Origin of the sequence: Devosia sediminis, from assembly GCF_016411825.1 — a bacterium.
GTDB lineage: Bacteria > Pseudomonadota > Alphaproteobacteria > Rhizobiales > Devosiaceae > Devosia > Devosia sediminis.
On sequence record NZ_JAEKMH010000003.1, the window covers coordinates 373,576 to 398,013 of the forward strand.

At 61.2% G+C, this 24,438-nt stretch carries 23 protein-coding genes and 4 pseudogenes; 4 read left to right on the top strand and 23 right to left on the bottom strand.

What is annotated here, in order from left to right; translation table 11 throughout:
- Positions 1–19 precede the first annotated feature (19 nt).
- Both JEQ47_RS14930 and fabF read left to right on the top strand, forming a co-directional pair.
- Entirely contained in the window at positions 20–526 is a 507-nt protein-coding gene (locus JEQ47_RS14930; protein ID WP_031623797.1) for a winged helix-turn-helix transcriptional regulator, read from the top strand.
- A gap of 4 nt (positions 527–530) precedes the next feature.
- Complete coding sequence (fabF, locus tag JEQ47_RS14935) at positions 531–1,793, top strand: beta-ketoacyl-ACP synthase II (protein WP_084639837.1); 1,263 nt, start codon at positions 531–533, stop codon at positions 1,791–1,793.
- A gap of 123 nt (positions 1,794–1,916) precedes the next feature.
- Here the strand turns inward: fabF and JEQ47_RS20770 are convergent.
- From JEQ47_RS20770 to tet(G), 3 genes and pseudogenes are all read right to left on the bottom strand, one after another.
- A pseudogene (locus JEQ47_RS20770) lies at positions 1,917–2,102 on the bottom strand (DUF3363 domain-containing protein); the annotation flags it as partial.
- On the bottom strand, positions 2,039–2,962 hold the full coding sequence (locus JEQ47_RS20775) for a LysR family transcriptional regulator (protein WP_028657710.1): 924 nt from the start codon (positions 2,960–2,962) through the stop codon (positions 2,039–2,041). The pseudogene JEQ47_RS20770 and the gene JEQ47_RS20775, both read right to left, overlap by 64 nt.
- Before the next feature lie 89 nt (positions 2,963–3,051).
- Positions 3,052–4,227, bottom strand: coding sequence for a tetracycline efflux MFS transporter Tet(G) (gene tet(G), locus JEQ47_RS14950; RefSeq protein WP_001257840.1), 1,176 nt, complete (start codon positions 4,225–4,227; stop codon positions 3,052–3,054).
- Between the two features lie 103 nt (positions 4,228–4,330).
- Between tet(G) and tetR(G) the strand changes: the two genes are divergently transcribed.
- Positions 4,331–4,957, top strand: a complete 627-nt coding sequence (gene tetR(G), locus JEQ47_RS14955; RefSeq protein WP_000163574.1) for a tetracycline resistance transcriptional repressor TetR(G) — start codon at positions 4,331–4,333, stop codon at positions 4,955–4,957.
- On the opposite strand, the pseudogene JEQ47_RS14960 reads toward tetR(G), so the two are convergent.
- From JEQ47_RS14960 to JEQ47_RS15005, 11 genes and pseudogenes are all read right to left on the bottom strand, one after another.
- Positions 4,954–5,070, bottom strand: a pseudogene (locus JEQ47_RS14960) (DUF3363 domain-containing protein); the annotation flags it as partial. The gene tetR(G) and the pseudogene JEQ47_RS14960 overlap by 4 nt on opposite strands.
- 93 nt (positions 5,071–5,163) lie before the next feature.
- Entirely contained in the window at positions 5,164–6,378 is a 1,215-nt protein-coding gene (locus JEQ47_RS14965; protein ID WP_000214125.1) for a chloramphenicol/florfenicol efflux MFS transporter FloR2, read from the bottom strand.
- A gap of 216 nt (positions 6,379–6,594) precedes the next feature.
- The gene (locus tag JEQ47_RS21085; protein WP_407931788.1) at positions 6,595–7,992 is read right to left on the bottom strand and encodes a DUF3363 domain-containing protein; all 1,398 of its coding nucleotides are present in this window, start codon (positions 7,990–7,992) and stop codon (positions 6,595–6,597) included.
- 9 nt (positions 7,993–8,001) lie between these two features.
- Positions 8,002–8,502 (bottom strand): annotated as a pseudogene (locus tag JEQ47_RS21195) (relaxase/mobilization nuclease domain-containing protein); the annotation flags it as partial.
- A gap of 143 nt (positions 8,503–8,645) precedes the next feature.
- A complete protein-coding gene (locus JEQ47_RS14975; RefSeq protein ID WP_092842504.1) occupies positions 8,646–8,966 on the bottom strand; it encodes a hypothetical protein in 321 nt (106 codons plus the stop codon).
- The gene (locus JEQ47_RS14980; protein ID WP_102906886.1) at positions 8,963–9,850 is read right to left on the bottom strand and encodes a lytic transglycosylase domain-containing protein; all 888 of its coding nucleotides are present in this window, start codon (positions 9,848–9,850) and stop codon (positions 8,963–8,965) included. The genes JEQ47_RS14975 and JEQ47_RS14980 overlap by 4 nt, the downstream gene beginning before the upstream one ends.
- Complete coding sequence (locus JEQ47_RS14985; RefSeq protein WP_102906887.1) at positions 9,847–10,182, bottom strand: DUF736 domain-containing protein; 336 nt, start codon at positions 10,180–10,182, stop codon at positions 9,847–9,849. Before JEQ47_RS14985 ends, JEQ47_RS14980 begins: the two co-directional genes overlap by 4 nt.
- A 34-nt stretch (positions 10,183–10,216) precedes the next feature.
- Entirely contained in the window at positions 10,217–10,762 is a 546-nt protein-coding gene (locus JEQ47_RS14990) for a S26 family signal peptidase (RefSeq protein ID WP_108437627.1), read from the bottom strand.
- Positions 10,759–11,277 (bottom strand): DUF2840 domain-containing protein, encoded by a 519-nt coding sequence (locus JEQ47_RS14995; RefSeq protein ID WP_198877219.1) that lies wholly within the window; start codon positions 11,275–11,277, stop codon positions 10,759–10,761. The genes JEQ47_RS14990 and JEQ47_RS14995 overlap by 4 nt, the downstream gene beginning before the upstream one ends.
- A 60-nt stretch (positions 11,278–11,337) precedes the next feature.
- Positions 11,338–12,153 (bottom strand): annotated as a pseudogene (locus JEQ47_RS15000) (replication initiator protein A); the annotation flags it as partial.
- Complete coding sequence (locus tag JEQ47_RS15005) at positions 12,154–12,423, bottom strand: helix-turn-helix transcriptional regulator (protein ID WP_018426335.1); 270 nt, start codon at positions 12,421–12,423, stop codon at positions 12,154–12,156.
- A gap of 462 nt (positions 12,424–12,885) precedes the next feature.
- Between JEQ47_RS15005 and JEQ47_RS15010 the strand changes: the two genes are divergently transcribed.
- The gene (locus JEQ47_RS15010; protein WP_198877220.1) at positions 12,886–13,173 is read left to right on the top strand and encodes a DNA -binding domain-containing protein; all 288 of its coding nucleotides are present in this window, start codon (positions 12,886–12,888) and stop codon (positions 13,171–13,173) included.
- Between the two features lie 16 nt (positions 13,174–13,189).
- On the opposite strand, the gene JEQ47_RS15015 is transcribed toward JEQ47_RS15010, so the two are convergent.
- The 9 genes from JEQ47_RS15015 to JEQ47_RS15055 form a co-directional block, all read right to left on the bottom strand.
- Complete coding sequence (locus JEQ47_RS15015) at positions 13,190–13,711, bottom strand: DUF2285 domain-containing protein (RefSeq protein WP_198877221.1); 522 nt, start codon at positions 13,709–13,711, stop codon at positions 13,190–13,192.
- Positions 13,712–13,757: 46 nt separating this feature from the next.
- Complete coding sequence (locus JEQ47_RS15020; protein ID WP_194531981.1) at positions 13,758–13,973, bottom strand: transcriptional regulator domain-containing protein; 216 nt, start codon at positions 13,971–13,973, stop codon at positions 13,758–13,760.
- A gap of 194 nt (positions 13,974–14,167) precedes the next feature.
- Complete coding sequence (locus JEQ47_RS15025) at positions 14,168–14,695, bottom strand: antirestriction protein ArdA (protein WP_194531982.1); 528 nt, start codon at positions 14,693–14,695, stop codon at positions 14,168–14,170.
- 211 nt (positions 14,696–14,906) lie between these two features.
- Positions 14,907–16,829: an ATP-binding protein gene (locus JEQ47_RS15030; protein WP_198877222.1), complete on the bottom strand. Its 1,923-nt coding sequence runs from the start codon at positions 16,827–16,829 to the stop codon at positions 14,907–14,909.
- Between the two features lie 39 nt (positions 16,830–16,868).
- Positions 16,869–19,367, bottom strand: coding sequence for an AAA family ATPase (locus JEQ47_RS15035; RefSeq protein ID WP_198877223.1), 2,499 nt, complete (start codon positions 19,365–19,367; stop codon positions 16,869–16,871).
- On the bottom strand, positions 19,364–19,579 hold the full coding sequence (locus JEQ47_RS15040; protein ID WP_145396296.1) for a hypothetical protein: 216 nt from the start codon (positions 19,577–19,579) through the stop codon (positions 19,364–19,366). The genes JEQ47_RS15035 and JEQ47_RS15040 overlap by 4 nt, the downstream gene beginning before the upstream one ends.
- A 21-nt stretch (positions 19,580–19,600) precedes the next feature.
- Complete coding sequence (locus JEQ47_RS15045) at positions 19,601–22,192, bottom strand: DEAD/DEAH box helicase (protein WP_198877224.1); 2,592 nt, start codon at positions 22,190–22,192, stop codon at positions 19,601–19,603.
- A 4-nt stretch (positions 22,193–22,196) separates the two neighbouring features.
- On the bottom strand, positions 22,197–23,996 hold the full coding sequence (locus tag JEQ47_RS20785; protein ID WP_236020888.1) for a site-specific DNA-methyltransferase: 1,800 nt from the start codon (positions 23,994–23,996) through the stop codon (positions 22,197–22,199).
- Positions 23,993–24,316 (bottom strand): HigA family addiction module antitoxin, encoded by a 324-nt coding sequence (locus JEQ47_RS15055; protein ID WP_198877225.1) that lies wholly within the window; start codon positions 24,314–24,316, stop codon positions 23,993–23,995. Before JEQ47_RS15055 ends, JEQ47_RS20785 begins: the two co-directional genes overlap by 4 nt.
- Between the last annotated feature and the right edge of the window lie 122 nt (positions 24,317–24,438).

Sequence of the window (24,438 nt, forward strand, 5' to 3'; positions counted from 1 at the left end):
ACGCCATTATGGATGTGCCATGCAACGAACAAGCTTTCTATCATCCGAATGTCCCGCAGCCCGAGCGCTGGAAAGCGTCGGTGACTGGTGGAGCATCCTGATCCTGCGGGACGCCTTCCAAGGGTTGAGCAAATTCGATGAATTCGAGAAGAATCTCGGTATTTCCACGAACATTTTGGCGAGGCGATTGAAACATCTCACAGCCGAAGGGTTGTTTGAAAGGCAACGATACAATGATCATCCGCCTCGATTTGAATACGTCCTTACCGACAAGGGGCGAGATTTCTATCCGGTAGCAATCGCCCTGTTCGCATGGGGAAACCGGAATCTTGCGCCCAATGAAATAGCCATGCGCCTTGGCGACAGGGAAACCGGTAGGGAACGAAACGCCATCATAGTCGATGCGGATACTGGAGAAAAAATCACTCCTGAAAACACGGTTCTTCTAGCAGGCCCAGCGGCGACGGAAGAAACGATGCGCGTCATAAACCGTGTGAAGCGGGTAAACTCAGAAAAAGCGGAATAATCAAATGCGTCGAATTGTTATAACCGGCATGGGTCTGGTGGGCCCTCTTGGTTCCGGGACCGAAACAAGCTGGAAAAGGCTCTTGGAAGGAAAATCAGGAATTAGGAGTTTGCCCGATGAAATCTCCAGCGACCTGCCGGTGAAAATCGGAGGACTCGTTCCCAGCCTGATTGAAGATTCCGAAGCCGGTTTCGATCCCGATGTGATCGTTGACACAAAGGATCAACGAAAAATGGATCGCTTCATTCTGTTCGCACTAGCGGCCGCGATGGAGGCTCTTGAAACGGCGGGATGGCATCCTACGTGCGACTACGAACGTGAGCGCACGGCGACAATTATTGCCTCTGGTATAGGCGGATTTCCTGCAATTGCTTCAGCAGTTCGTATAACGGATACACGGGGAGCACGGAGGCTATCACCCTTTACCGTGCCATCGTTTCTGGCCAATCTCGCGGCAGGACATGTTACCATCAGGCATGGATTTACAGGTCCTATTGGCACGCCTGTAACCGCCTGCGCTGCCAGCGTTCAAGCCATCGGCGACGCCGCGCGGCTGATACGCTCTAACGAGGCCGACATCGCTCTGTGCGGCGGGGCAGAAGCATGCATTGATAAGGTTAGTCTTGGGGCATTTGCTGCCGCGCGAGCACTATCCACCGGCTACAATACTACCCCGGAACTGGCGTCGAGGCCGTTCGACACCGGGCGCGATGGTTTCGTAATGTCTGAAGGGGCGGGTCTGATCGTCATAGAGGAATTAGAACATGCCCTCGCTCGGGGTGCCAAGCCCATAGCGGAATTGGTGGGATACGGCACAAGCGCCGATGCACATCATATGACTGCCGGTCCAGATGACGGCCGAGGCGCGGCCCGTGCGATGGGAATTGCACTCCACAGTGCTGGGTTGAAACCAATCGATATTCAACATTTGAACGCACATTCCACCTCCACCCCCGTAGGAGATCGAGGAGAAATTGCCGCGATACAATCCGTGTTCGGCAATCATGATGTGGTCGTAAGCGCCACGAAATCGGCTACGGGGCACCTACTTGGTGCCGCAGGCGGTATTGAGGCAATCTTCACGGTGCTCGCTTTGCGCGATCAAATTGCTCCCCCAACGAGAAATTTAGAAACCCCCGATCCTGTTGCCGCTGGTATCGACCTCGTTCGCCAATCTGCGCGGCCCATTCTCATGGAACATGCCATTTCCAACGGATTCGGCTTTGGCGGTGTTAATGCAAGTGTCGCTTTCCGGCGATGGCAGTAACAGTCCCGGACTGTGCTTCCGCAAACACTTCGGTTCGCTACGCAACGATGGTCAGATAACGCTTTTGAGAGGAAGGTCGAATAGAGCATTGATCCTATAGCGCCGGTCCTATCTGCCCGCGCAGACCTCGCTGCTGAGCTGGCGGTTGATGACCGGCCGCCACGGGACAAGGGTGCATTTATGGCTCTTTTCAACCACAGCGAACTGGCTGCTGGATAATTGTACGGTGCCGGTGGACTTGTCGCTCACGCCTTCGCTATCCGTGGTAGTATCGAACGGTAGTCCGTGCAGACCTTCCGGCCCATGTCGTTGGCGAGGCTGAGCAGGTTGCGAAGCGCCGCGCTGCGATTGGACGGCGACCAGACAGCCGAGAAGGCGACCGGCTCCGGCTCGTCGGTGAAGGGCAAAAAGACAATGCCGTTTGTCGGCAACAGCGCCGTGGCCGCGCCGACGATGGTGATGCCAAAGCCCTGTCCGACCAAAGACAAAAGGGTGCCACGCCCCACGTCGAAGCGCAGGATCGACGGCGCAGGCCAGCGCTCGGCATGGCGTAGCACGATATGGCTATGAACCTGCGGTCCAGTGCCGCCATGCCGGACAAGGAACGTCTCGCCTGCCAAATCGGGCCATGTGACGGCTGACCGCTTGGCGAGCGGATGCCGTTCCGGTAGCACCGCCAAGAGCGGTTCGGTCCATGTGCGACGGGAATGGCAGTCGGGTGGTTGGGGCGTGCCCGCGACGAACGCCACGTCCAACCTGCCGGCGCGAAGCTGCACCACCGCTTCACGGGCCGGGCCTTCGGCGATCTCGACTTCAACATCGGGGTAATCCTTGCGGTATTGGCCGATCAGCTTTGCGAGGAAGCTATGCGGAATCAGGGCATGGATACCGATACGAAGCCGGCCGCTTTCTCCGGCTGCCGCCATGCCGGCGGTTTTCACCGCATGGTCGAGTTGGTCAATACCTACGGCTATCCGCTCGACGAAATGGCGTCCGGCCTCGGTCAGCCGAACGCCGCGCGCATGACGCTCGAACAAGAGGATGCCGAGGTCTTCTTCCAGTGCCTTCACGCGGGCGCTGACGCTGGACTGTGCAACGCCGAGCGCGTTGGCGGCGTGACGGAAGTTGAGATATTCGGCGACAGCGAGAGTGTGAACTAAGGTCATCATTGGCACTCGCCCCGAAAGGAGATGATTGCTCAACAGATTTAATCCGTCATTTCTCCTAAGTCTACGCATGCCAAATCGCCATGACTAAATCACAATGAAGTTGCGAATGGTCTGCGTAGTATTGGCAGACATATTAAATAGAGGATCGCGCCGACAATCCAAACCCAACCGTTCCATGCCCCGGCGGTGGCAGAATAGAGTGCTGTGAAGCCAAGCGGTCCTGCGATAGAGCTTAGATTGGTGAGGCTCGTTAGCGTTCCTTGCAAAGCCCCTTGCTTGTTACTGCTGACATTGTTTGAGAGCATTGCCTGCAAGGCCGGCATGCCAACACCCCCGGCGGCAAGCAGCAACAGAATCGGGAACACCATCCATCCCTGCGTGGCAAAAGCCAGAAGAACGAAGCCAGTCGCATCCGCAGCCATGCCAAACAGCAGCGTGCGCCGCTCTCCAAGCCGGCTTGAAAGCGGGCCGGTAACAAACGCTTGGAAGATCGCATGTGTTGCCCCAAACGCCGCGAGCGACAAACCAACGGTCGCGGTGTTCCACTGAAAACGGTCCTCGCCATATATGACCCATAGGGCTGCAGGCACTTGGCCGATCAGTTGAATAATGAAGAAAACTGCGAAAAGCGCACCTAGCCCGCGCAATGCATCATCCAGCCGTAACAGAACGAATGGTTTGATGCGAACCGGCTTTCCGGTCCCGCCATGGCTGTGATGAGTCTCCTTGAGGAAAATGCAGGCAAGCAGGAACGCGAACCCGTTGAGAAGGGCGGCGGCGATAAACGGGGCATGAGCAGAGATACCACCGAGCATGCCACCAAGTGCTGGCCCGGCAATCATGCCCGCCCCATAACAGGCCCCCATGTAGCCGAACCAGCGTGCGCGAGAACCTTCCCCCGTCGAATCGGCAATGGTTGAGGCTGCTACAGCTCCGGTTGCGCCCGTGACGCCGGACACGAGTCGGCCGATATAGAGCACCCATAAGACCGGCGCTGATGCCATAATCGTGTAATCGACTGCGGCTCCTGCAAGAGAAGCCAGAAGTACCGGACGCCGACCGTAAGAATCCGAAAGCTGTCCAAGCATGGGCGCGAAGACGACCTGCATCAATGCATAGAGCGACAGCAAGGCACCATAGTGTCCAGCGACCTGCTCTGCTGGCACAAGCTCACGCAGAAGCGTCGGAAGGACGGGCATGATGAGGCCGAGACCCATGGCGTCAAGACCCACGATCAGCAGGGCAATGATGGCAGAGCTGCGCACCTGAAACTCCAGCGCCGCTCAATGGAGCGACTTTATCAACGATAAGGAGATGGACATAGAACTTATCGGTGATAAATTGTCAAGCACTGGCGAAGGAACGTGAATGACCAAACTGGACAAGGGCACCGTGATCGCGGCGGCGCTAGAGCTGTTGAACGAGGTTGGCATGGACAGCCTGACGACGCGGAAGCTCGCTGAACGCCTCAAGGTTCAGCAGCCTGCGCTTTACTGGCATTTCCAGAACAAGCGAGCGCTGCTTGATGCGCTCGCCGAGGCGATGCTGGCGGAACGCCATACCCGCTCGCTACCCGAAGAGAATGAGGACTGGCGGGTGTTCCTGAAAGAGAATGCCCTGAGCTTCAGAACGGCGTTGCTCTCTTATCGCGACGGCGCGCGTATCCATGCCGGCACTCGACCGACAGAACCGAATTTTGGCACCGCCGAGACGCAAATACGCTTTCTCTGCGCGGAGGGCTTTTGTCCGAAGCGCGCCGTTTGGGCGCTCCGGGCGGTCAGTCACTATGTGGTCGGTTCCGTTCTCGAGCAGCAGGCATCTGATGCCGATGAGAGAGTTCCGGACAGGCCAGATGTGTCCGAGCAAGCACCGTCGTCCTTCCTGCACGATCTGTTTCACGAGTTGGAAACAGACGGCATGGATGCTGCGTTCAACTTCGGACTCGACAGCCTCATCGCTGGTTTCGAGCGGCTGCGTTCATCTACAACAGATTAGAGGCTTATGCCCCTTTGCCGCCCCAACTGCCACGACACCGATCCGCTTTGCACGATGCCCATGACCTCACGGCCGAGCTGGCGGTCGATGACCGGCCGCCACGGGACAAGGGAAATGAGCGGTATCTTGCCAGACAGGATACCGCCATTCACGAGGTTTCGAAGATTATTGCGCCGCATCGGAGCGGGCTTGCTTCCAGTCGTCGGCTAGACGACTGGCGACTTCTCGGTGGCAGCATCACGGGATCGAAGGAGCGCCAGCCCCAACGACACCAGCACTGCCATTGCCGTGGCGTAACAAATCACGGGCCACGCTGTATCGCCGTTTAACAGCGTCACCGCCAATGTCCCGACGATACTGACTATCAGGCTTTGGATGCAGAAGTAGAACGCAACCGCTGATCCAGCGATGTCGTCGAACTGCGCAAGTGCGCCGTTGGCGGTAACGGACACCGTGAAGACAATGCCGACCGCGACAACCCACATCGGCAGGATGAAGCTGAAAAATGACGGCGATCCGAAAAGTTGGCCGATCCCCAACAGGATCGCGCCGGAAACGAGCAACGCCATCCCGCGCGCTACGCATCCCGCGATACCCCATTTGGCAACGAAGGACTTTGCGAAGCGGGTTGTCGTGACCATGACCAGCGCGACAGTCGCGAAGGCCAAGCTAAATCCGATCTCGGAATAGCCGGCTTGGCCTATGAGAACACGGGGGGCTGTCGAGAAGAAAACGAAGAATGTGCCCATGCCGGCACTAAATCCGACCGTGTAAACCCAAAAGGCCGGACTCGCGAAGATCGGCAAAACAGATCGTTGCGTTCTGGCCTGATCCAACGGTCGGGTTTCATGCCACCTGAAACTGGCGTTTAAGAGTGCGAGCGAAGCCAGTGCAGCCAGTGTGATGAAGATCGCCTGCCATCCCCAAAACTCGCCGATCAGCGCACCGGCTATAGGGCCGAGCGCAGGCACGAACGCCAGCATCGAACTGAAAAGGCCGTAGATGACGGCACCTTCGGGACGATTGGCATATACGTCGCGCACGGTCGCGAAGGTGGCCACCAGCATGGCCGATGCTCCAACAGCCTGAACCAGACGAAACGCAACAAAGGCTAATGCAGTTGAAGAACAAGCCGCTCCCAGAGACGCAGCAACGAAAGCCGTTGCGCCTACAAGCAGGATCGGCCGTCGCCCGACGCGATCGGAGAGTGGCCCAAAGATCACTTGGCCCACACCGAGCATCACCATGTAGAGGCTCAACGTGAGTTGGATTATGGATGGAGTCGTGTTCAGGACGCCCGGCATCGCCGGAACGACTGGAAGATAAATATCCATCGCCAGCGAGGCGAGGATGTCGAAGGGAGCCATAAGCAGCAAGGCTGCCGGCAGCGTATAGGCCCACGCGGGGCGTGTGGTGGTCATGACGAATCAACCGCTCGATTAAGGATACCGGGCAGCGTCTGCTCGTCAGCAATCAGATGGGATTGGTCTTACAGAGCGCCGCAACAACAATTCTGATGTTGCGGCTTACTTGTCTGCTGACTTGGAATTTCCCATGCTGATGGCTCCACGATTACGAAATTGAATAGCAGCTCTTATCGAATTAGTTGTTGCGTTGCAATGCGGTATCGTTGGCTCCTATAGCCCCAACCCCCGCTGCCGCCCTAACTGCCACGACACCGAACCGCCCTGCATGATACCCGCGACCTCGCGGCCGAGCTGGCGGTCGATGATCGGCCGCCACGGGACAAGGGTGAACTCGTGGCTCTTTTCCACGATGGCGAACTTGCCGCTCGTTAGCTGGACAGTCCCGGTGAACTTGCCGCTGACACTCTCACCATCCTTGGCGGCGCGGAACGGCAGCGCCTTGCCCTCGGCCATCTCCGCACCGGCGCGCGCAACTTCCCGCTCGCGCAGGGTGGCGAGAAGATTGCGCCGGTAGAAGATTCGGCCGTCCCTGTTGCGCGTGGCGTCGCGCTGTTCGATATGATGCTCGCGGCGCTGGTCCATGGCTTCGCGGACCTGTTGCCCGAAGCCGGTCGGCGCAAGGTCGGCCGTTTCGCCATGGACCAATCGCCGGTCCAGCCATGTCGCGCAGTCCGAACGTATCTGCCTTTGCAGATCAACCGGGGAAAGCACGCGAACGCTGGCCTGCCGGTCGCGGCCGGTATCGTAATCAGCCGCGCGGCTGACCAGATCATCTGGGATGCGCCATTGGTCGGCGTCGATGCGCTCGACGATGCCGGCCCGGCGCAGCGCCTCCAGCCGCCGGACATGGGCATCGATATAGCCCTCATCGTCGCCGCCGGGAACGCGGCCCTCGAATTTCGCCTGCTCCAGATGGCGGCTCGGCCGATAGATGCCGTCCTCGGCGATGGCGGTGATGGTGCGGTCGGACGGCCGGGGTGCCACCTCGGCCGGGCCGATCTGGATGACGCTGCCAATGCGGGCGTCCTCCAGCCGCTCGGGCGTGATGCCGGCGATGTGGTGCGTCCTACCGTCGATCCCGTCCACCACGATTGTCAGGTTCTCGCCCAACTCGTCGGACAGGTGCTTGTCCACGACGCGGCCGACGATAGGCGTCTCGGGCGCTCCGTCATGGATTTGGAAGCTCATGGGATCGCGTTCGCCTGCCTGCGGGCCGAGCGCCTTCTGCATGGTGCGGATAATGTCGCCACGCTCGCCTAGCTCGCGCAGGGCCGGTTCCATGTCCTTGCTCAATTCCCAAACGGCGGGCGCGTGCTCGGTCGCCAGCCCCATCTTCTCCAGCTTGGTAAGGCGGCGCAGGCGCAAGGTGCGCTCGAACTGCCGCCTCGGCTCTGCCAGTTCATGGCGCAGGTCGAGGAAACGGGCATCGGCTTCCTCGACCATGGCGCGGTCGATCCGGGTGAAACGGTCTTGGTCGATCTCGGCGGATAGCTTGCGGGCCTGCTCGATCTCGGTCACGGGGCCGAGTTCGAGACTGGCAAGCTCGCTGGCGCGTTCGCGCAGGCCGGCGGAAAGGTAGTCGCCGTTGATGACTAGATCCCCGCCCATATCGTCGCGGCCGTTGACGACGATATGCACATGGGGATGGCCGGTGTTGTAGTGATTGACGGCAACCCAATCGAGTTTGGTGCCAAGGTCAGCTTCCACCTGTTTCATGAAATCGCGGGTGTAGGCCGTGAGGTCCGACAGCTCCGCCCCCTCCTCGGGCGAGACGATGAATCTGAATTGGTGGCGGTCGTCCTTGCCGCGATCAAGGAAGGCGTCGCCATCGGCGCGGTCCTCGGTCGCCGAATAGAGCCGGCCCCGCTCGCCGTCGCGTGAGGTTCCGTCACGCTGGACATAGCGCAGATGTGCACGGGCACGGCCGCCCTTCAATGCGGCCCTGACGCTGCGCTGCTTGACGATGACGCGGCGGCTGCCCGGCTGGCGATGATGCCAGTTGCCCGAGATATTGCGGGCACGCACGAAGCTCGCGCCCCGGCCGCGCTTCACGCCCTTGCCGCTGGCGACCACGGCACGGGACCGGCCCGACGATGACGGGCGGGCGGATGACGGCATGGAAGGGTCGCGGGAGGCTGCCGCCTGATGCTGCCGGGTGATCTTCCTGACCTGCGTGAAAAAGCTCTTGGTCTTGCCAGCCTTCGGCGTGTCGGATCGGATGCGGCCGGGCTTCGGTCGGAAGCGGTTTTCGTCGTCGGCGCTCAAGGGCGCGACTCCAGCCCAAACCGCCGGAAAACCGCCGATCTGCGCCTATGGTGCCGCTTGAAACCCTGCAAAGCCAAGGCTTTGCGCAAAATCGCGGCACGCGGCCCCTCAAAACCATGGTGCCGGAACCGGCCACCTAACCAGTGTGCAGACAACAACAATTTCCAGAAGCGGCCCGACATGGTGCCGTCTTCTTTAATCTTGCCCTCCGCCCTTTCTTCCTTCTCTGCCTTTCCTGCCGGGAATCCAGTCGGGCGCAAACCCGCCTGACTGGACACCGGAATGAGCACCGCCGAGCGCGGAAACACCGCCCTCATGGCGTTCCTCCGTCGCTTGCGCGGACCACGAAAATGCTGCCGTCCTGCTGCTCTGCATCGACAGAATCGCGCATCGAAACGGTCGTGCGGGCGTCGCCGGAGCGCATGACGAACAACGCTGCCTCGCGCCAATCGGGCGGTGGTGGCGGTGCCGATGACGGCGGTTGGGTCGCAGCTGCGCCGCCGAGAACGGGCACCAGCGCGGCGACATAGGCCCGCGTCTCGGCCGGCAGAGTGCGGCCGGTCGCAAGGTAGTGGTCATAGCGGCCGGGACCGGCATTGTAGGCCGCCAGCATCGCCGCGACATTGCCGTAGCGGTCGAACATTTCGCGCAGGTAGGCCGTGCCTGCGAGGATGTTGTCGCGCGGGTCATAGGGATCACGGCCGAGGCCATGGCGGACGCGCAGGCCCGCCCATGTGTCGGGCATCACCTGCATCAATCCCATCGCCCCGGCCGACGAAATCGCGCGCACATCGCCCGCGCTCTCGGCGTGCAGCACGGCGCGAATCCAGTGCTCTGGGATGCCGAAACGCTGCGACGCCTCGGCGATGTGCGCCGCATAGGGCTGGGCGGCAGCCGGGCGCTCAACCGACGCGGATTGCGCGACAGCGACGCCCGATCCCGCGCAGGCGAAAAGCGCGCCGGCCAGTATCAGGACGGCATAATGCCATGCAGTCCTGTCTCCGCTTCGACACCAGCCTGCCAGCGTGCTCGCTGCGGTCAAGGGCAAGGCGCAAGCGCCGGCCGATGGCCGCCCCTGACCTTCGCTGTGCGCGCCGGCCGTCCGGTGGCCGAGCGGAACGAAGGGATGAGACGGCTTTTCCGCGAACAAAGGGATGACGATCTTGGACCGGATGGCGGGCCGGACGCGCGCGGCCGTCATTCGTCATCCTCGATCTTCCGGGCGTGCTTCCAACGCAGGGTCCAGACCGAAGGATCGTCGTTGGACTGGAACAGTTTGGCGCGGATCGGGAACGGGAAGATTGGTCCCTCCAATCGCATCGAAACGAACTCGCCAGCGTTCTCGCTGGAGTCTTTCCATGCGGGTCCGGCGTCCGGGCCGTCCCCGCTATCGAGGCGCACGCGATAGTCGGGGGCGTTTTTCACGTCGCTCGGTTTGGCCGGGACGATGAACAGCTTTTCGTGGAGGCCGAACGAATGAAGCACTCCCGCATAGCCGGTTTCGGTGCGGGTGAAGGTGCCTATTTCTGCCATGGAAATCTCCTGCGGTTGGTTCTCGGGGGGAATTTCAGTGCGTCGGCGCGCGCCACTCGTAGCGGCCGACGCCTTCCTCATCGGTCCAGAGCGGGACCGCTCGGCCGATGACGGAAACTGCGGGGATGGGTCCGAAATACCGGCCGTCGAGGCTGTCGCGGACTTCCCAATTCATGAGGAAAAGCTGGTCGTCGCCGATGACGCGGCAGCCCTGCCAGACGGGCAGATCGCGGCCGAGGCTGTCACGCTCCAGCGCCTCGCCCATGTCGATCCCGTTCACCGTGATCGTGCGGCCGGTGCGGCAAACCCGCTGTCCAGGCAGGCCCAAGACGCGCTTCAACAGCGGGACGCCGCGCGCGATATAGCCGCGCTCGACCATGAAGGCGGCCAGCGGTTCGGGCGGCATGATGGCGACCAGCTCGGGCACGTCGAGCGCGTCGGCCGGCTCTACCGTGTAGAAGCCGACCGGCGCGCTTGCCGTGGCGTTCCAGATGAGTTTTGCGGGCCAATGGGAGGCGCTGGTGGCGGCGATGCCGATGACGGCGAGCGCCGTCACCGCGAGGGTGCGGCGGCGCGTCATGGGTCGATCCTTCGGCGATGAAGCCAAGCGGCATGTCGCTCGGGGGTGTAGGCGTGCGGCTCCAGATTGGCGGTCAAACGGTTGTGGACGTGCCGCCAGTGGTCCGGCGAGGCGTCGGCCGGATCGAGGCCGAGCGATTCCACGGCGTCGATGGCGGCAAGTGCACGCTGCACCTTGGACCAGCTATCGAGGCGCAACAGGATTTCGCCGCCGGGGCGCACGAACGGCAATGTCTGGAACGGCTCGCCGCGCCCGATGGCGCGCACAATGTCAATGCGCGAAACGACAGTGCCGTGCTCGCCCTTCGCCCATCGCACGAAAGCAAAGACGCTGCCCGGCGCGAAGCCGACGAGACTGCGGCGGCGGTCGATGATCTGCTCGTAGCTCTTGCGGCCGAAGCGTATCCAGTGCTCGACCTTGCGCTTCTCGAAGGTCAGCTCAACCAACGTGGTGAAGGGCGCAGGCCCGTCCGGCAGCGGACGGCCGTGCGCGCTGCGATGGGCGCGACGGGTCATTGTGCGTCTCCGGCGATGTGCTGGTGGGGAGTGCGCGCGTGCGCTGCGTCAACGGCGTGGGTCACGGCTGTCTTCCCGCTCGATCTGGAGGCGGTAGCCGGGGAGTTGCTGACGGGCCGCGATCCGGCGTAGGTCAAGCGCGAAGTCGGACGGCCGTGCGAGGCTGCCGGACTTCTGATGAAGGTGCGCGACCTCGAAACTCCAGCCATGACGCTGGTGTCCGGCGTGCTTTCGGGCGACGCGGTAAAGCCATCGCTCGATGCCGCCAGTCAGCCGGAAATAGGCCGGGTCGATGGTCAGGACCAGCGAGCGGTCGATGACGCTGTTGTAGAACCATTCGGGCAGGACGAACTCCATGCCCTCAACGCGGCCGGCGCGCGTCGTCATTTCCTCCCATTCGTTGATCCAAGAAAACTGGCGGCGACGCCAATGCGGGCCGTTGCGAATGGTGGTGGCGATGACGGTCGATTGCAGCCGCGCCAGCGCAGCTTTCAAAAGCCGGTATTGCTGATTGCCGGTCGGTCGTCCGATGGCGCGCAACAGATGGTAAGGCGTAAACCGGACAAAGCGCGACGTGGTGAGGCCGTTGTTCTCGGCCGCGACGATCTGCGAGGCAGCCCATATCAGCACATCGGCGTCCCAAATGGTCGCCATCCCATGCTCGGGCATCCCGAACACCTGCACCTCTATGTCGGCGGCCTTGTAGAGAATCGGCTTGATGCGCGGGGTCTTCGCCAGCGAGAAGAACGGCCGTTCCATCAAGTCGCGCTGGTCGCGCGGCGGCGCGTCGCCCGTTGCGACCACGAAGGGGTCCAGGCGGCTGCGCTCGCTGTCCTCGGCCGGCTGCGCAGGGGCGTGATCGTCCTCGCGCAGCATCTAGCAGTCGCCCCGTTCTTCGGGCGTGAGCGGACGCGCGGGAAAGACCGTGCCGGCGGTCTTGTCGCGGGTGGATTTGCGCTCGCCGGCCGCGCTCCAGTCTTCCAGATCGCGGACGGTGTAGAGGACGCGCCCGCCGACCTTGCGATAGGTCGGCCCGGTGCCGTAGGTGCGATGTTTCTCAAGGGTTCGGATGGATATGCCGAGGAAGCGTGCAGCTTCCTTGGTGCGCAGCAGGCGCGGCGGCAGGCCCGCAAGCGGGTTGGGCATGGATCACCTCCAGTCGGGATTGGGCTGCCGGGGGCGGCAGCGGACTGTGGCGAACCATGGCGAGAGACCGGCGGCGCGTAGCGTGCCGCATTTGCGCCCATGCGCTGGCGGCACCCCCCTTCGGGGCGGTGCGTTGCTAATAGTTGAGGGATTTCAGCGGCTCGCTGCCTGCTGCGCCGAATAGGCGAAGACATTCACGGCCGGTTCGGATAGAAACGTAGACGGAGCAGACGCGCTGCTCTGGGGCGTAGTAACCCCTGACTAGCGGTTGGTGCCGGCCGTGACGGCGCCACCATCCTCGAACCTTATGGTCGGGGAGCCCATGGCGTATGTCCAGGGCTTCTCGCCTAAAGGTCATGGGGCCGTCTAGTCACGGTTACTAACTCCCCGATCACCAGGTAGAGGGGCCAATTGCGGGGGCGTACCGCAAGCAAGGCTCTCTGGAACCTAGGGGGAATGGCTATGCGGGTTCCCGTCGAACTCGATCCCGATGTGGATGACGAAGCGCCGACTGGCGACACCATAACCGTCTATGACGAACGGCATTACGTCATCTATCTGCGTTTGCTGGATGCGAAGGCCGACGGCGCGGACTGGAAGGAAGTCGCGCGGATCGTGCTGCACCGCGATCCGGCAGCCGAGGAACTTCGGACCTATCGTTGCTGGCAAAGCCACCTCGAACGCGCGCAATGGCTATCGCGTGAGGGCTATCGCAAGATTCTGGAGCAGGCGGCAGCCAACAAGGCGTGAGGGCCACGTCTCCCGGTTAACGCTTGCCGGGCTTGATCGGGTAGTGAAGCAGCAAGCGATAGCCGCCGCGCATCATCTTGATACCGTGCGCGACCAGGCGGCGGGCCTTGTTCTTGCGCGGATCGTTCTCAAAGTCTTCCTTGGTGCCGCGAAAGCCGAGCAGGACTTCGGCGATGGTGCGATAGCTCTCGCCGCGCAGCCGGGCGTCGAGCGCGCGCAGGGACAGGATATGCCACTGCCGGAGCTGCACGGGAACAGCCCGGAAGTCGGGACCGGGCGAGCGGCCATTGAGGGACCGCCAAAGACGGCGGGCGGCGTGAGCGCGTAGCTCTAGAAAAGCATCCATCGGCAGCGTGACGGTATAAAACGCGGCGGCGTCCGGCACCGCCTCGGGCAGCCAGAATTGATGCGCGACGCCATCCACATGCCAGATGCCGTGCCAGCCATCGGCAGCGCGGCGCAGGTCAAGGCGGTCGAGATGCGCCAACGTCAATACCGGTTCGGTATCGTCGTCTTTCTGATTGACTGGCGACAACATAACGGCTTGCGGTTGAAGGCGCGGACTCCAGATCGGCGATTGCCGATCATGCGGCGCGTCGGGATCGCACGGGAAATCGCAAACCCCAGCGATGCGCGAACTCTTCGAGGTCGCGGGCAGCCGTCCCTCCGGTCAATGCGATGGTCTGGCAGTCCCGACGATATTCGTCGTTGCGGCGCAAATATTCCCAAGCGAAACCAGCGGCAGGGATGTGCTTTGTATGCCCGTATGCCGCAGGAGATCGCCAATCGATGCTGAGCATGGCGTCACCTCCCCAAGCCGGGATGCTGGGCAGCGCCCGGCAAAAAGAGGTTCAAGGATCACCGAAAATATAGAACCCGCTCAAAGCAGATACCTTGAGCGGCTAACCCGATCATTCTTTGGTGTTTTTAGCTTGGCAACAGCCGGTGCTTTGGAGCTGCCTGCCCGTATGAGCACGGACAGGCAGTCATGTATTCACCTGTTGGAAAACACATGGACCTCGCCGTGCGCGGTCTCGATAGTAAACAGGTCGCCGCCCGTCTCGGCGTCGCGCGCCATCCCCTCCCAATCGACATAGTAGCGCAGCGCCTCGGGGATCGTGACGTTCTCGGTCGTCAATTCCTCCATGTAGTCGGCGAGGCTGGCGAACTGACCATGATAGCAATCCTCCAACGTGGATTCGGCTTGGTCCATGTCGCCGCTGAACTGCTCCAGCAGGCCCGTGCCAAGTGCGCCATGCTCTGCGATGAAAGCGGCCATCCGCGCCACCCTGTCGATGTCGGCATATTCCGAGATGTCGACGCCCTCGAAGCCCTCATAGTCGTGAATGGCATATTCCTCCGCGTCCTTGACAGGGGAACGGGCAAGCATCGCGGCAATCTCGTCCCTGATCTGGTCGGCGTCCTGATCCGCGTCGATCCAAGCTCCATGCAGAAAGCCGTTATTGTAAGCTGCAAGGCAAGCAACATAAATGCGGGGGCTGCTGTCGGATACGTTAGTCATGTCTCTGATCCTCGGGTCTGAAGGTCAGCGAAGCGGAACGCCGCGCCTGACCTTCTGGCCGTCGCCGAGACCGGGTGTGCAAACGGAGGGAGGCTTCGCGGGGAACCGGCTGCACGGAGCGCGTCACGCGCGGAGGAAGCTGGGCGGAAGCCTTTCGAAGTGCGCCGAGGGCAGAGCCCTAAGTTACCGAACTTTTTTCCTGCCAGATCAACTACACGTCGAAACCACCTTGGCGTGCGATTGGCTCTTTCACGAAGCTGTCGGCATCCAAGCCAGCTTGGCGCAGGAATGGTGCCTCGGAAAGCCGTGCATACAGATTAAGCATCCGAGTTTCGGCACGTCGGATAAATGTTTCATAGGCCATGGGGATAATCTTGGTCCGCCCTTCCTCACGGACGCCTTCACGGGGCGTTAGTCGCGATCCCAGGACAAAACAGGTCACACGCGTAGAATCGTCAATCAATCCGTGAGTCTGCAATTCAACGACATACTTCCATGCTTGGTTCTTCTGATCCATGCCGATAGGAATGCCGGGCCGCTTCAACTCGACAACAATCAAGTGCTCCACGCCAATAACTTCGTGCTGCTCATCGAACGCGGGGCGGGCAAACAGTCCTACACTGCCATCGGGTAGAATAACGAAGTCGGGCCGGTTCAGGCTGCCCTGCGCGGTTCCGCCAAGCAACCGTCTGATAACCTCCGACATGCCGCGATTGGACGTGAACTCGATGCTTTCGAACTCAGGACCGAATACCCATAGACTCCGCTCAATAAGAGGCTGAAGCTCGCGGACTTCATCGGCGCGTTCATCGCGAAGCTTTTCGTGCAGTTCGCCGATCAGCCTCAGTCGATTCTGGATTTCATCTAGCGCCAGCTTAGCGGTCGCGACGCTCCAATCTGCGAGAATGCCGTCCAATTGGTCCAGCTCGCCTGGTTGAAGGCCATGCAGTCGCGCCAGCAAGCTGTATTGGGACGACGACGCCTCCAAATTAGCAAGAATGCCAGCCACTTGATCAATCTGTTCGGGAGAGATGCCGGGACAGGTATCGATGACTTGATCGACAAAGCTGTTCCACCGCTCACGCGCGCTCGGAGCTATCCTGACGACGGTCGAAGCATAGCGTTCGCGAACCGCCTCCTTGGCTTCCGAACGCCGCTCGAAACTGAACGCAGCAATTTCTTCGCGAATTTTGTCCTGCACGGCGATCTGGGTCTTCTTCCAGATTTCATTGTTGGGCTGGAACCCCGACCAGTCTGGCAGCACGGCATCGCTGTCCGCCAAGAAGTCGGCAAAGACGATGAACGTGAAGCGCTTGGCTTCGCTCGTCCGCCCGTCGAGCACGCGTTCATAGTCGGTGCCGCGCCAGCCGCAATCACCGACCAGCCGGTTGTTGACATGCCAAGCGATGCCGTGCTGCCGCGTTGTCCGGTCGGCCCGCTGCGAGTCGATCATGAGGATTGTCGCACGACCGATATCGGGGATATCGACGAAGCTCTCCCGCAAAAAATCCTGGGGAATGTCATCGAAAGTGACGGGCTGGCTGTCCACCGACACCTTGAAGTTCGGGTCTGTCAGAAAGCGTGTTCCAAGCACCTCTCGAACATCAGCGGCGCTAAGCCGTAGCCGCGTCGATTCTACCGCGCGAATTTCCACACCGTGCCCGGTGCTCTGTTCACGCTTAATAACTTCCCAATCGAAGGGGCGCTGCCCGCCCCTGGAAACCCGATAGGCTACTTTTTCGCCGGCGGCCTCTATGATTATTTCATAGGGATTGGAGAAGGCGAAGCCGCCGTGCCGCCCTCTACCATTGCGTCCGTATACTCGGCGCGGCGCCAGTTCGGGGAGTTCTGTGGGTGGTGAGACATACTCGCCCTCGGCCTTTACCCGATTATAATCAAAGACGCCCCAGCGCTGCTCGAACTGCGCGGCGGTCATGCCGCGACCGTTATCCTTAATCGAGAATTTCCGGGCACCGTCATTTGTCGGCCAAGTTATATCCACCTCTGTCGCGTAGGCATCCCAAGCATTCGCGACAAGTTCGACCACGGCGACCGAAAGATCAGAAATGATCGGTCCAGCATGGCGGTCCAAGAAACGCTGATCAAATGCCAACAACTGCTGTTCGGATGCCATCGCCCACTCCCCCTTCGCCTTCTTTAGCAGTTTCGGCGATTACTGCCGATCAAGTCGTCGATAATATTTCCGCTGATTGTTGGCAGGATCGGTCCAGCAGAAACAATCGGCAAGCGCGTCCACACTTTGCAGAACGCCGAGCAAGGCATAGGCGTTGAACGGATTGCCTGCGCCTGTCTCATAGTGGCTGACATAGTTCGCCATGATGGAAGGCATGTGGTGGTTCTGAAGGTCGGCGACCTGTTGAGCGGAGAGGACGCAGCGCCCCGCCGCCTGATAGAGCACGACCGCCGCCGTGATCGCGTCCACATAGGTGGACAAGGTACGCTTGTCGCCCCGCGTCGCGTAATCGGGCGGCACCGGAACCTCTAAACGGGTGATGATCTGGCCGAGCTTGTATTCAAGATACTGGCGGACAAACGGTTCACCGATATCTATCTGCCCCGCATTCAGATATTGCTCCGCCTGCGCCTTCAGGCGATCCGCCTGTTGCGTGGCGATCATTAGCCGCCCACGGGGCGGCATGCCTTGTAGCTTTTGGTGATTCCACTCTGTCGTGCCGTTGAGCCGGTCAAAATACTTCTCAAGGCTCGTATCATGGCTGAGGATGATGAATTGAAGTCCGCCGGGCAGACCGTTCGCCGCGCCAAAGCGCAATTTCGTCCGGATCGTATCCATCAGGCTGAACTGATGTCCGGCATCGAAACTTGACGTCACATCATCCAACACCATGAAGCGCGGCACGCCCTGTTGCCGGGTAGCCGCCGCCATGAAGATGGAGGCGGCGACGGCATTGCGGTAGCTCTCCGACAGGAGCGCCCGCGCGCTTTGGTTTGGAAGGCCGAAGAAATCGGCGAGCTTCAAATCTACCTGTTCGGTATTCTGCGCCCGGTTCAGCGTCGGCCGCACGTCCGGACCGCCGCGCACCAGATGCCCGAAAAGCTCCTGACAACTAGCCTGAATATCCGTGATGCGCGCGTTGGCGAGCGCGCTTTCCGCCGTTGCGAACTGCCCGGCTACGTTCGTGATGAACGTCTTCCAGCGATTGAGCTTTGCGAGCTTGGCCCGTTTGGCCGCGAGCGCCGGAAGGGTCCGCTCGTATTCGTTCATGGCGTCGCGGAATTGCTTGGCCTGCCCAAGGGTGCGGGTGACGGCGACCAGCGACGGCGGCAAGCTGGCTTGCAGCGTCGCGATCTCGGCATTGATTGCCGCGAGCACGTCAATCCGCTTCGCTTCGAGCGCGCCAAGCGCATCTTTTGCGCGTTCCATGTCCGCCGTCGAAACCGACGACTGGCGCGCGGCCAGCGTCAGGACCGGCGCGATGCGATCAGCGTCCACAACGCCAAGACGCGCCTGCTCTTCAAGCTGCCGGAGCTTGCCAACGCATCCCGCACTCTGCACCTGCCGTTTCAGCTCCGCGTCGAGCTGATCGGCCTCGTCGTAAAGCGCGATCTTCGCGTCCAGTTGATCTTGAAGCGGCCCATCGCCAGCCTTTTCGCAGACAGGGCAGACCTTCGGATCGTGCCAGTCCGCACTGTTCACAACCGACAGCGCGCTTTTCAGCAAGGCGTGCAGGCTGGCGGCACCGACTTTGCGCATCGCATCATCGCGCGCCTTGGCCGCCGTCACCAGCGCGTCGATCTCGGCAAGTTCCGCCGCCGAGACCTGCAAGCCGCCGAGCGTCGTGACGGCGGTGTTGAGGCCGTCGAGAGTTTTCCGCGCCGCGCCGCCTTCTTCCTCATCGACGATCTTTTCAGCGGCGTCAAAATCGAAGTCCATCACCGAGGCGTTGGCGAGCAACGGCGCGAAAAGCGCGATGCCCGCCAGTCCGGCGGTCACCTGCGCTTTCAGCGCGGCTGTATCCGCCATCTGGCCGCCGGCCGCGCCGGTTACTTCCTGATGTGCGGCGAGGATGCGCTGTTCAACGGCCCCCAAGGCGCGGTTTTCGGCGGTCACTTCGGTGTCAAGCGTGGACAGCCCAAGATCGCCATTGATGTTGCGGGTGTTCTTGGCCCCGTCGAGCGCCTGCCGGAGCTGGGAATACCGGCTCATGCCGACCAGCGAGGCGAAGGAGCGCCCGCGCTCCAAGGCCGAGCAGTCCACGAGGGAGGCAAAGCGCGGGTAATCGACCAGCACGAAATCCTCGCAAAGATCGGCGAGGAAGCTGTCCGGATCGGCGTGGCCGGAAGGAGACGTGACGACCCGTCCGCCCGCCGCCGTCCGGGTGACGGTGATCGACACATCGGGCGTGCCGTCATCGCTCTTGAAAACAAGGGCGACCGTCGCCTGTTGCGCCGGATGGAACTTGTTGACGATGTAGCTGGCACCCTGTTCGGCGTCCTGCATCCCTTCCAGGCGCGGCACCGTGCCGTGCAGGGCGAAGTGCAGCGCTTCGAAGATCGAGCTTTTTCCGACCCCATTGGGCGCATGGACGGAATTGACGGCATCGTGCTTGAACTTCAGCACGAGGGGATCGCCGTCATTATTGATGCCGCGAAATCCCTCAATGGCGGCAGAGGCGAGAAAATACCGGCTCATGCCGCAGGCCCTTCCGGCAGGCCGTCGAGCGCGGCGAGGACCGCCCGGTTGAACTCCTGAACGGCCTGACGGGTGCGCGTCGCATCACCGTCGCGCGCCAGCAGGGCCAGATTGTCGAAAAGAATGCGGGCGCAATCGGCATCGATGCGCTCCGCTTCCGCCCGGAAACGGGCAAGGTTGTCCGAGAATGACAATGCCGGATCAAATTCCATACGCCCCCCAATACCGCGCCGTCAGAGATACGCGGGCAGTTTCGCCTTCCATTCGCTCATCAGGATCAAGGTGCCTTCCACGGTCTCGCCGTTGTTGACCAGTTCCAGCTCGCCGACCGGCGTTGCGTCGTCCCATTCGAAATGGTCCGAGAGGAACGCCAGCGCCTCGCGCTTGTACGCCGTGTCGAGGTTGTCGAGTTGGTCGCCCTTGGTTTCCAGCACCGTGATCCGCTTCGCTTCGCCGTCGCGCTGCACGGCGAAGATGAAATCCGGATAGATTTTGGCCTTCTTCCATCCCTGAATGCCGTATTGCGTCCGCGCGACATTGCGGTGCCACCAGGCCAGCGTCTTTTCGCCGTCGAGATAGACCGCCACATCCCGCTCGTCGCTGTTCAGCTCGTTCTCATAGACCGGAGCGAACAGGCTCTTCTCGAGCGGGCCACCAGCGCGGTTAAGGAGTTGGCGGGCGTTCTCCGGTTCCGTCGTTTCGATGCTGAACGGCATTCGCCAGTTGCGGCCATCGAGCCGCAAGCGGAACTGGATGCGTCCCGCCGCTACCTCGGCCTTGAACAGGGCTTCGGCGCGCGCGTTCCGCGCCGCTTCGAGGCCCTTGCGCAGCTCTTCCACGATCAGGCTAGCGAGCAGGCCGAGCTTCGCATCATCGAAGCCCCGCGCCCGCAGGGCCGCAACCGTCGCGCCGACAATCTCGCGGCAGACGAAGGGATTCGGCACGATGTCGGAAATCATCCGGACAGCATGCGCCGGATCGAAGGCGAGGATTTCCGCGTTGGCGGCGACAGTCTCGCCGACGAACAATTCGTCGCCGTCCTCGGCAAGCCTGATCCGTTGGAGCTGGCTTTCCGCCGCCTGTGCGTTTTCGGGCACCCGATCCGCGATGTCCTGCGGATCGAAGCCCCGCCAGTCGAGCGCGGAGAGCACATCCGTCTCGTAGTCCAGCTCGCGCGCTTCGCCGCTTTCCACCAGCATGACCTTGGGCAGGTAAATTTCCGTCGAGGCAAACGCCGCGCGGCGCTGGATCGCGCGGGCAGTTTTGCCCATCACGCTCTTGTCGTCCTGTGTCACGCGCAAGACGAGATCGCCAAGGCCGTCCTGTTCGAGGCCGTCTTTAATGGCATCGACGACCGTAGCAGTACCCGCGTGATGCGTGATGACGTGGCACTCATCGAGCGCTTCAACGCCTGTTTTGAGCGCGCCGGGCTGCCGAAGAATACGGCCGACAAGCTGAGTCATGGCTTTAAGGTTGGCGCTGGCCGCAAGGCTGCACAGCACGTAGGCAAATGGGCAATCCCAGCCCTCTTGCAGCGCCTGTTTCGTGATGATCGCCCGCACCCGGTTGGTGGGCGACAAAAGGTCCTGATTTTCAGGATCGTTGAGATCGTTCTGCTGCGCAGTTTTGATCGCGATTTCCGCCTGGTCGAAGCCCGCCGTCAGGAGCCAGTCTCTCACGTCCTCGGCGTGGATATGGCCGCTTTCGCGCTGATCCGCACCTGTGCGCTCGACCTGGACCAGCATGATTGGGCGAATATAGCGGCCCGTATCGGCTCGCAGTTTTCGGGCTTCAACATCCAGCGCGCTAAGCTTTGCAAGCGCCGCGTTCAGTGTCGCTTTCCAGTCATTGCCCTGCCGGGGATCGAGGTTGAGCGGCATCTTTATCATACCCTCGCGGTCCAGCTCGCGCCCTGTCACTTCCACCAGCACATTGGCATAGCGGCCTTCGCGCGGATTACGGCCGCCGCGCGGCTGCACATCCTGCGGCGTGGCCGTCAACTCCAGCACGAAACACGGGTTGAACCCGTAGAGCGTACCGAAGGCGAGATCGGAAATGGCGCGGTGGCCTTCATCCATCACGACCACGGGCCGGATGATCCGAAGGGCGTTCCCGAGGGAATCCTTCACCATCGGGAACATGCCCGTATAGGCGGAGAGGTTCGGGGTGCGGTCGATGGCGGCCTGATGAGCCTGTTGTTCGCCTTCGGGCGGGAAGAAGCCGTGCACGTCGCCCCGGTCCTGAAACATTTTCAGGGAATCCTGCGTCTCGCGGTTCGCGGATTGCAGCATCAGCAGCATGACGCAGAGATTGGTTTCCACGTCCCGCGCATCGAGCCGGTCGGTTTTCTCCATGATCTTCACGCGCCCCGCCGCTGCGCGGTCGAGCGCTTGACGATAGGGGTGCTGTCGATCCTTCAGGTGCTTGAGGGTCTGCGTATAGATCGCCTCGTTCGGCACAATCCACAGGACGAAGCCGGTGTTGCGGTCGAGATAGCGGCCCATCACCCGCGACACGGCGGAGACGGCAAGCCATGTCTTGCCGCCGCCCGTCGGCACTTTCAGCACCGCATTGGGCACGGGCCGCTCGCAGCCGTCCATGCGCGGCGAGAACGGAATGGCTGCGCGGGAAGCGGGCAGTTTGCCCGCCGCCTTCATCGCTTCCCAAGCGTCTTTCGCGAAGTCCGGAATGGCGAGGCCAAGGTCCGGGTCCTGCGCGGCGAGCGCCGCCACCTTGTCGGCGCGCGTTTTCTTTTCCTTCAGGAGGTCCAGATAGGCGTCGAGCGTCGAGAGTACGCGGTCCTGATAATCGAGCTGGCGAAACACGGCGTCAGCTCCGATCTATCCGGTAGAGCGCGAAGGGTAGCGGCACGAACTCCACGGGGATGTTCTGTTCCGCCAGCATCTTCTGGCTCACGAAGCGTGCCGGGGCGAAAACAAGGTGCCGCTTGCCAGGATCGGAGGCGGCGAATGCCTTGGCGCGCGCTAGCGTCAACGCCGCTTCCGGCGACTTCAGCCAGTCGAGATCGGGCTTGTAGATCAGCCAGACGTGCTGGCCTTCCATAGCACCGAGATAGAAATCATCCTCGCGCACGGCGGCGGGATCGAGCGCGTGATTGGTCGCCATGTGGAACAGCGCCGCGCCGAGACCGGCATAGGACGGCAAGGTTTCGCCGCTGAGTACCTTGTCAAGCTGGACGGGATCGCCAAGCGTGCAATAGGTGAAGGTGCCGCCGAGGCCTTCGGCACGTTCCGCCACCATCTTTTCGCCAGTGACGATCAACTGACCGTCTTTCACCTCTTTCTTGATCTGGTCGTATTCATGGCCGTGCAGGTTTTCTATGGCTTCCACAGCATCGGTCAGCTTCTCAGCTTTCTTGAGCTTGGTCCAAGTGATCCCCTCGCGATGAAGTTCCGTCTTCTGAGTGCCTGTGAAATTGTAGCCGTTGATCACGCGCCGCATCCGCTCGGCCGTAAGATTGTCGGCATAGTCTTCCATCTCTACTAGGACGAAACGCCGCTCGCCGCCATCACGCCGGTTGGAGTTCAATACGGCATGGGCAGTCGTTCCCGACCCGGCGAAGGAGTCCAACACGATGGAGTCCTTTTGGGTTGCTATCTCGATGACACGCTCGATTAACTCGACTGTCTTTGGTGCGTGAATTGTAAGGTCGGCTTCTTCGTATTCCGAGAAAATCTCGAGAAGATGTTTCTTGGAGTCCTCTGTAGTGCCGACTTCGGACGCAGGCCATAAAGTCATCGGCACGAGGCCCTTAGCTTTATCCGGGAACTGCTTTATTCTCGGCTTCCCATTCCCGTTCTTCGGCCAATACACCATATTCTGTGCTTTAAGGCTCTCGAACTCTGGTTCCGTGGCCCCCCAGCAACGCCCCTTAGGCGGCTTGTGCTTGACCCCGGTGGGCGTGGTGATCTCGTAGACTTGGTTTTCGCGGTAGCCCTGCGCCGAGAACGGAATAGATGCCCATTCGCCACGTGGGTCGTTATCAGGATTGGCATATCCGCTGTCCTTAGGAGTGAGAAGATTACGACGGAGCTTCCATGTGTCTTTCAGAGCCTTCGAATACAAAAGGATATGATCGAAGCTGGGGGAGAGGACAGCCCGATTTTCACGCGAGGTTCGCTTTTGCCATGCAAGCTGTCCGACGAAGCAATTCTCGCCGAATATGTGGTCCAGCATATTCCGGGCGTGGTGAACCTCGTTATCGTCCAGCGTGATCCATATGCTGCCATTTTCGCTTAACATCTCATGCAGAAGCCGAAGCCTCGGCCACATCATCGCACACCATTTGTCATGGCGCAGACCGTCCTCGATGCCGATGGGATTGGATTCCAGCCACTCCCGGATCATCGGCGCATTGACGTTATCGTTGTAGCACCAGCCCTCGTTACCGGTGTTGTACGGCGGGTCGATAAAGATGCAGTCCACTTTGCCCGCGTAGAGTGGCAAGAGCGCCTTCAGGGCGTGGAGGTTGTCACCGTGAATGACGAGATTGCCGTCGAGCGCAACGGGGCCGATGCCTTTGGTTTCGTCGGGCACGAGCGGGCGGAAGGGCACCGCCAGATGATGGTTGTAGACAAACTCTTTGCCCTTGAAACTCAGCTCCGTCATGCCCGCCCCTTCGTCGTCATTCCAGTGTATCGCTCGACCTTGATCTCCGCTTCCCGCTTGCGGGCCTGGGCGATGTCGTAGCTGTTCTGCATGCGCATCAGCGTCTCCATCGAGACGCCGAAGGCTTTTTCAATTCGGATCGCCATGTCCGGCGACAGGTGCGCGCGCTCGTTCAGGAGCGCCGACAGTGCCGGTCGCGTGACGCCTAGCGCATCCGCCGCCTCTGTCACCGACAGGCCGAGCGGTTTCAAGACCTCTTGCTTCACGAAGCCACCCGGATGGGCGGGCGTCTTCAGCCGAAGGTCATCCTCATCGGTCATCGCGCGCTGCCCGTTGAATGTTCATCGATTCGGATGCAGCGTATCGGACGTAACGTTTCCTGTAAAGCGACGCTTTACGGAACATGGCGGTGCCAACCACCTATTTTCGGGCGCGAAAGCAG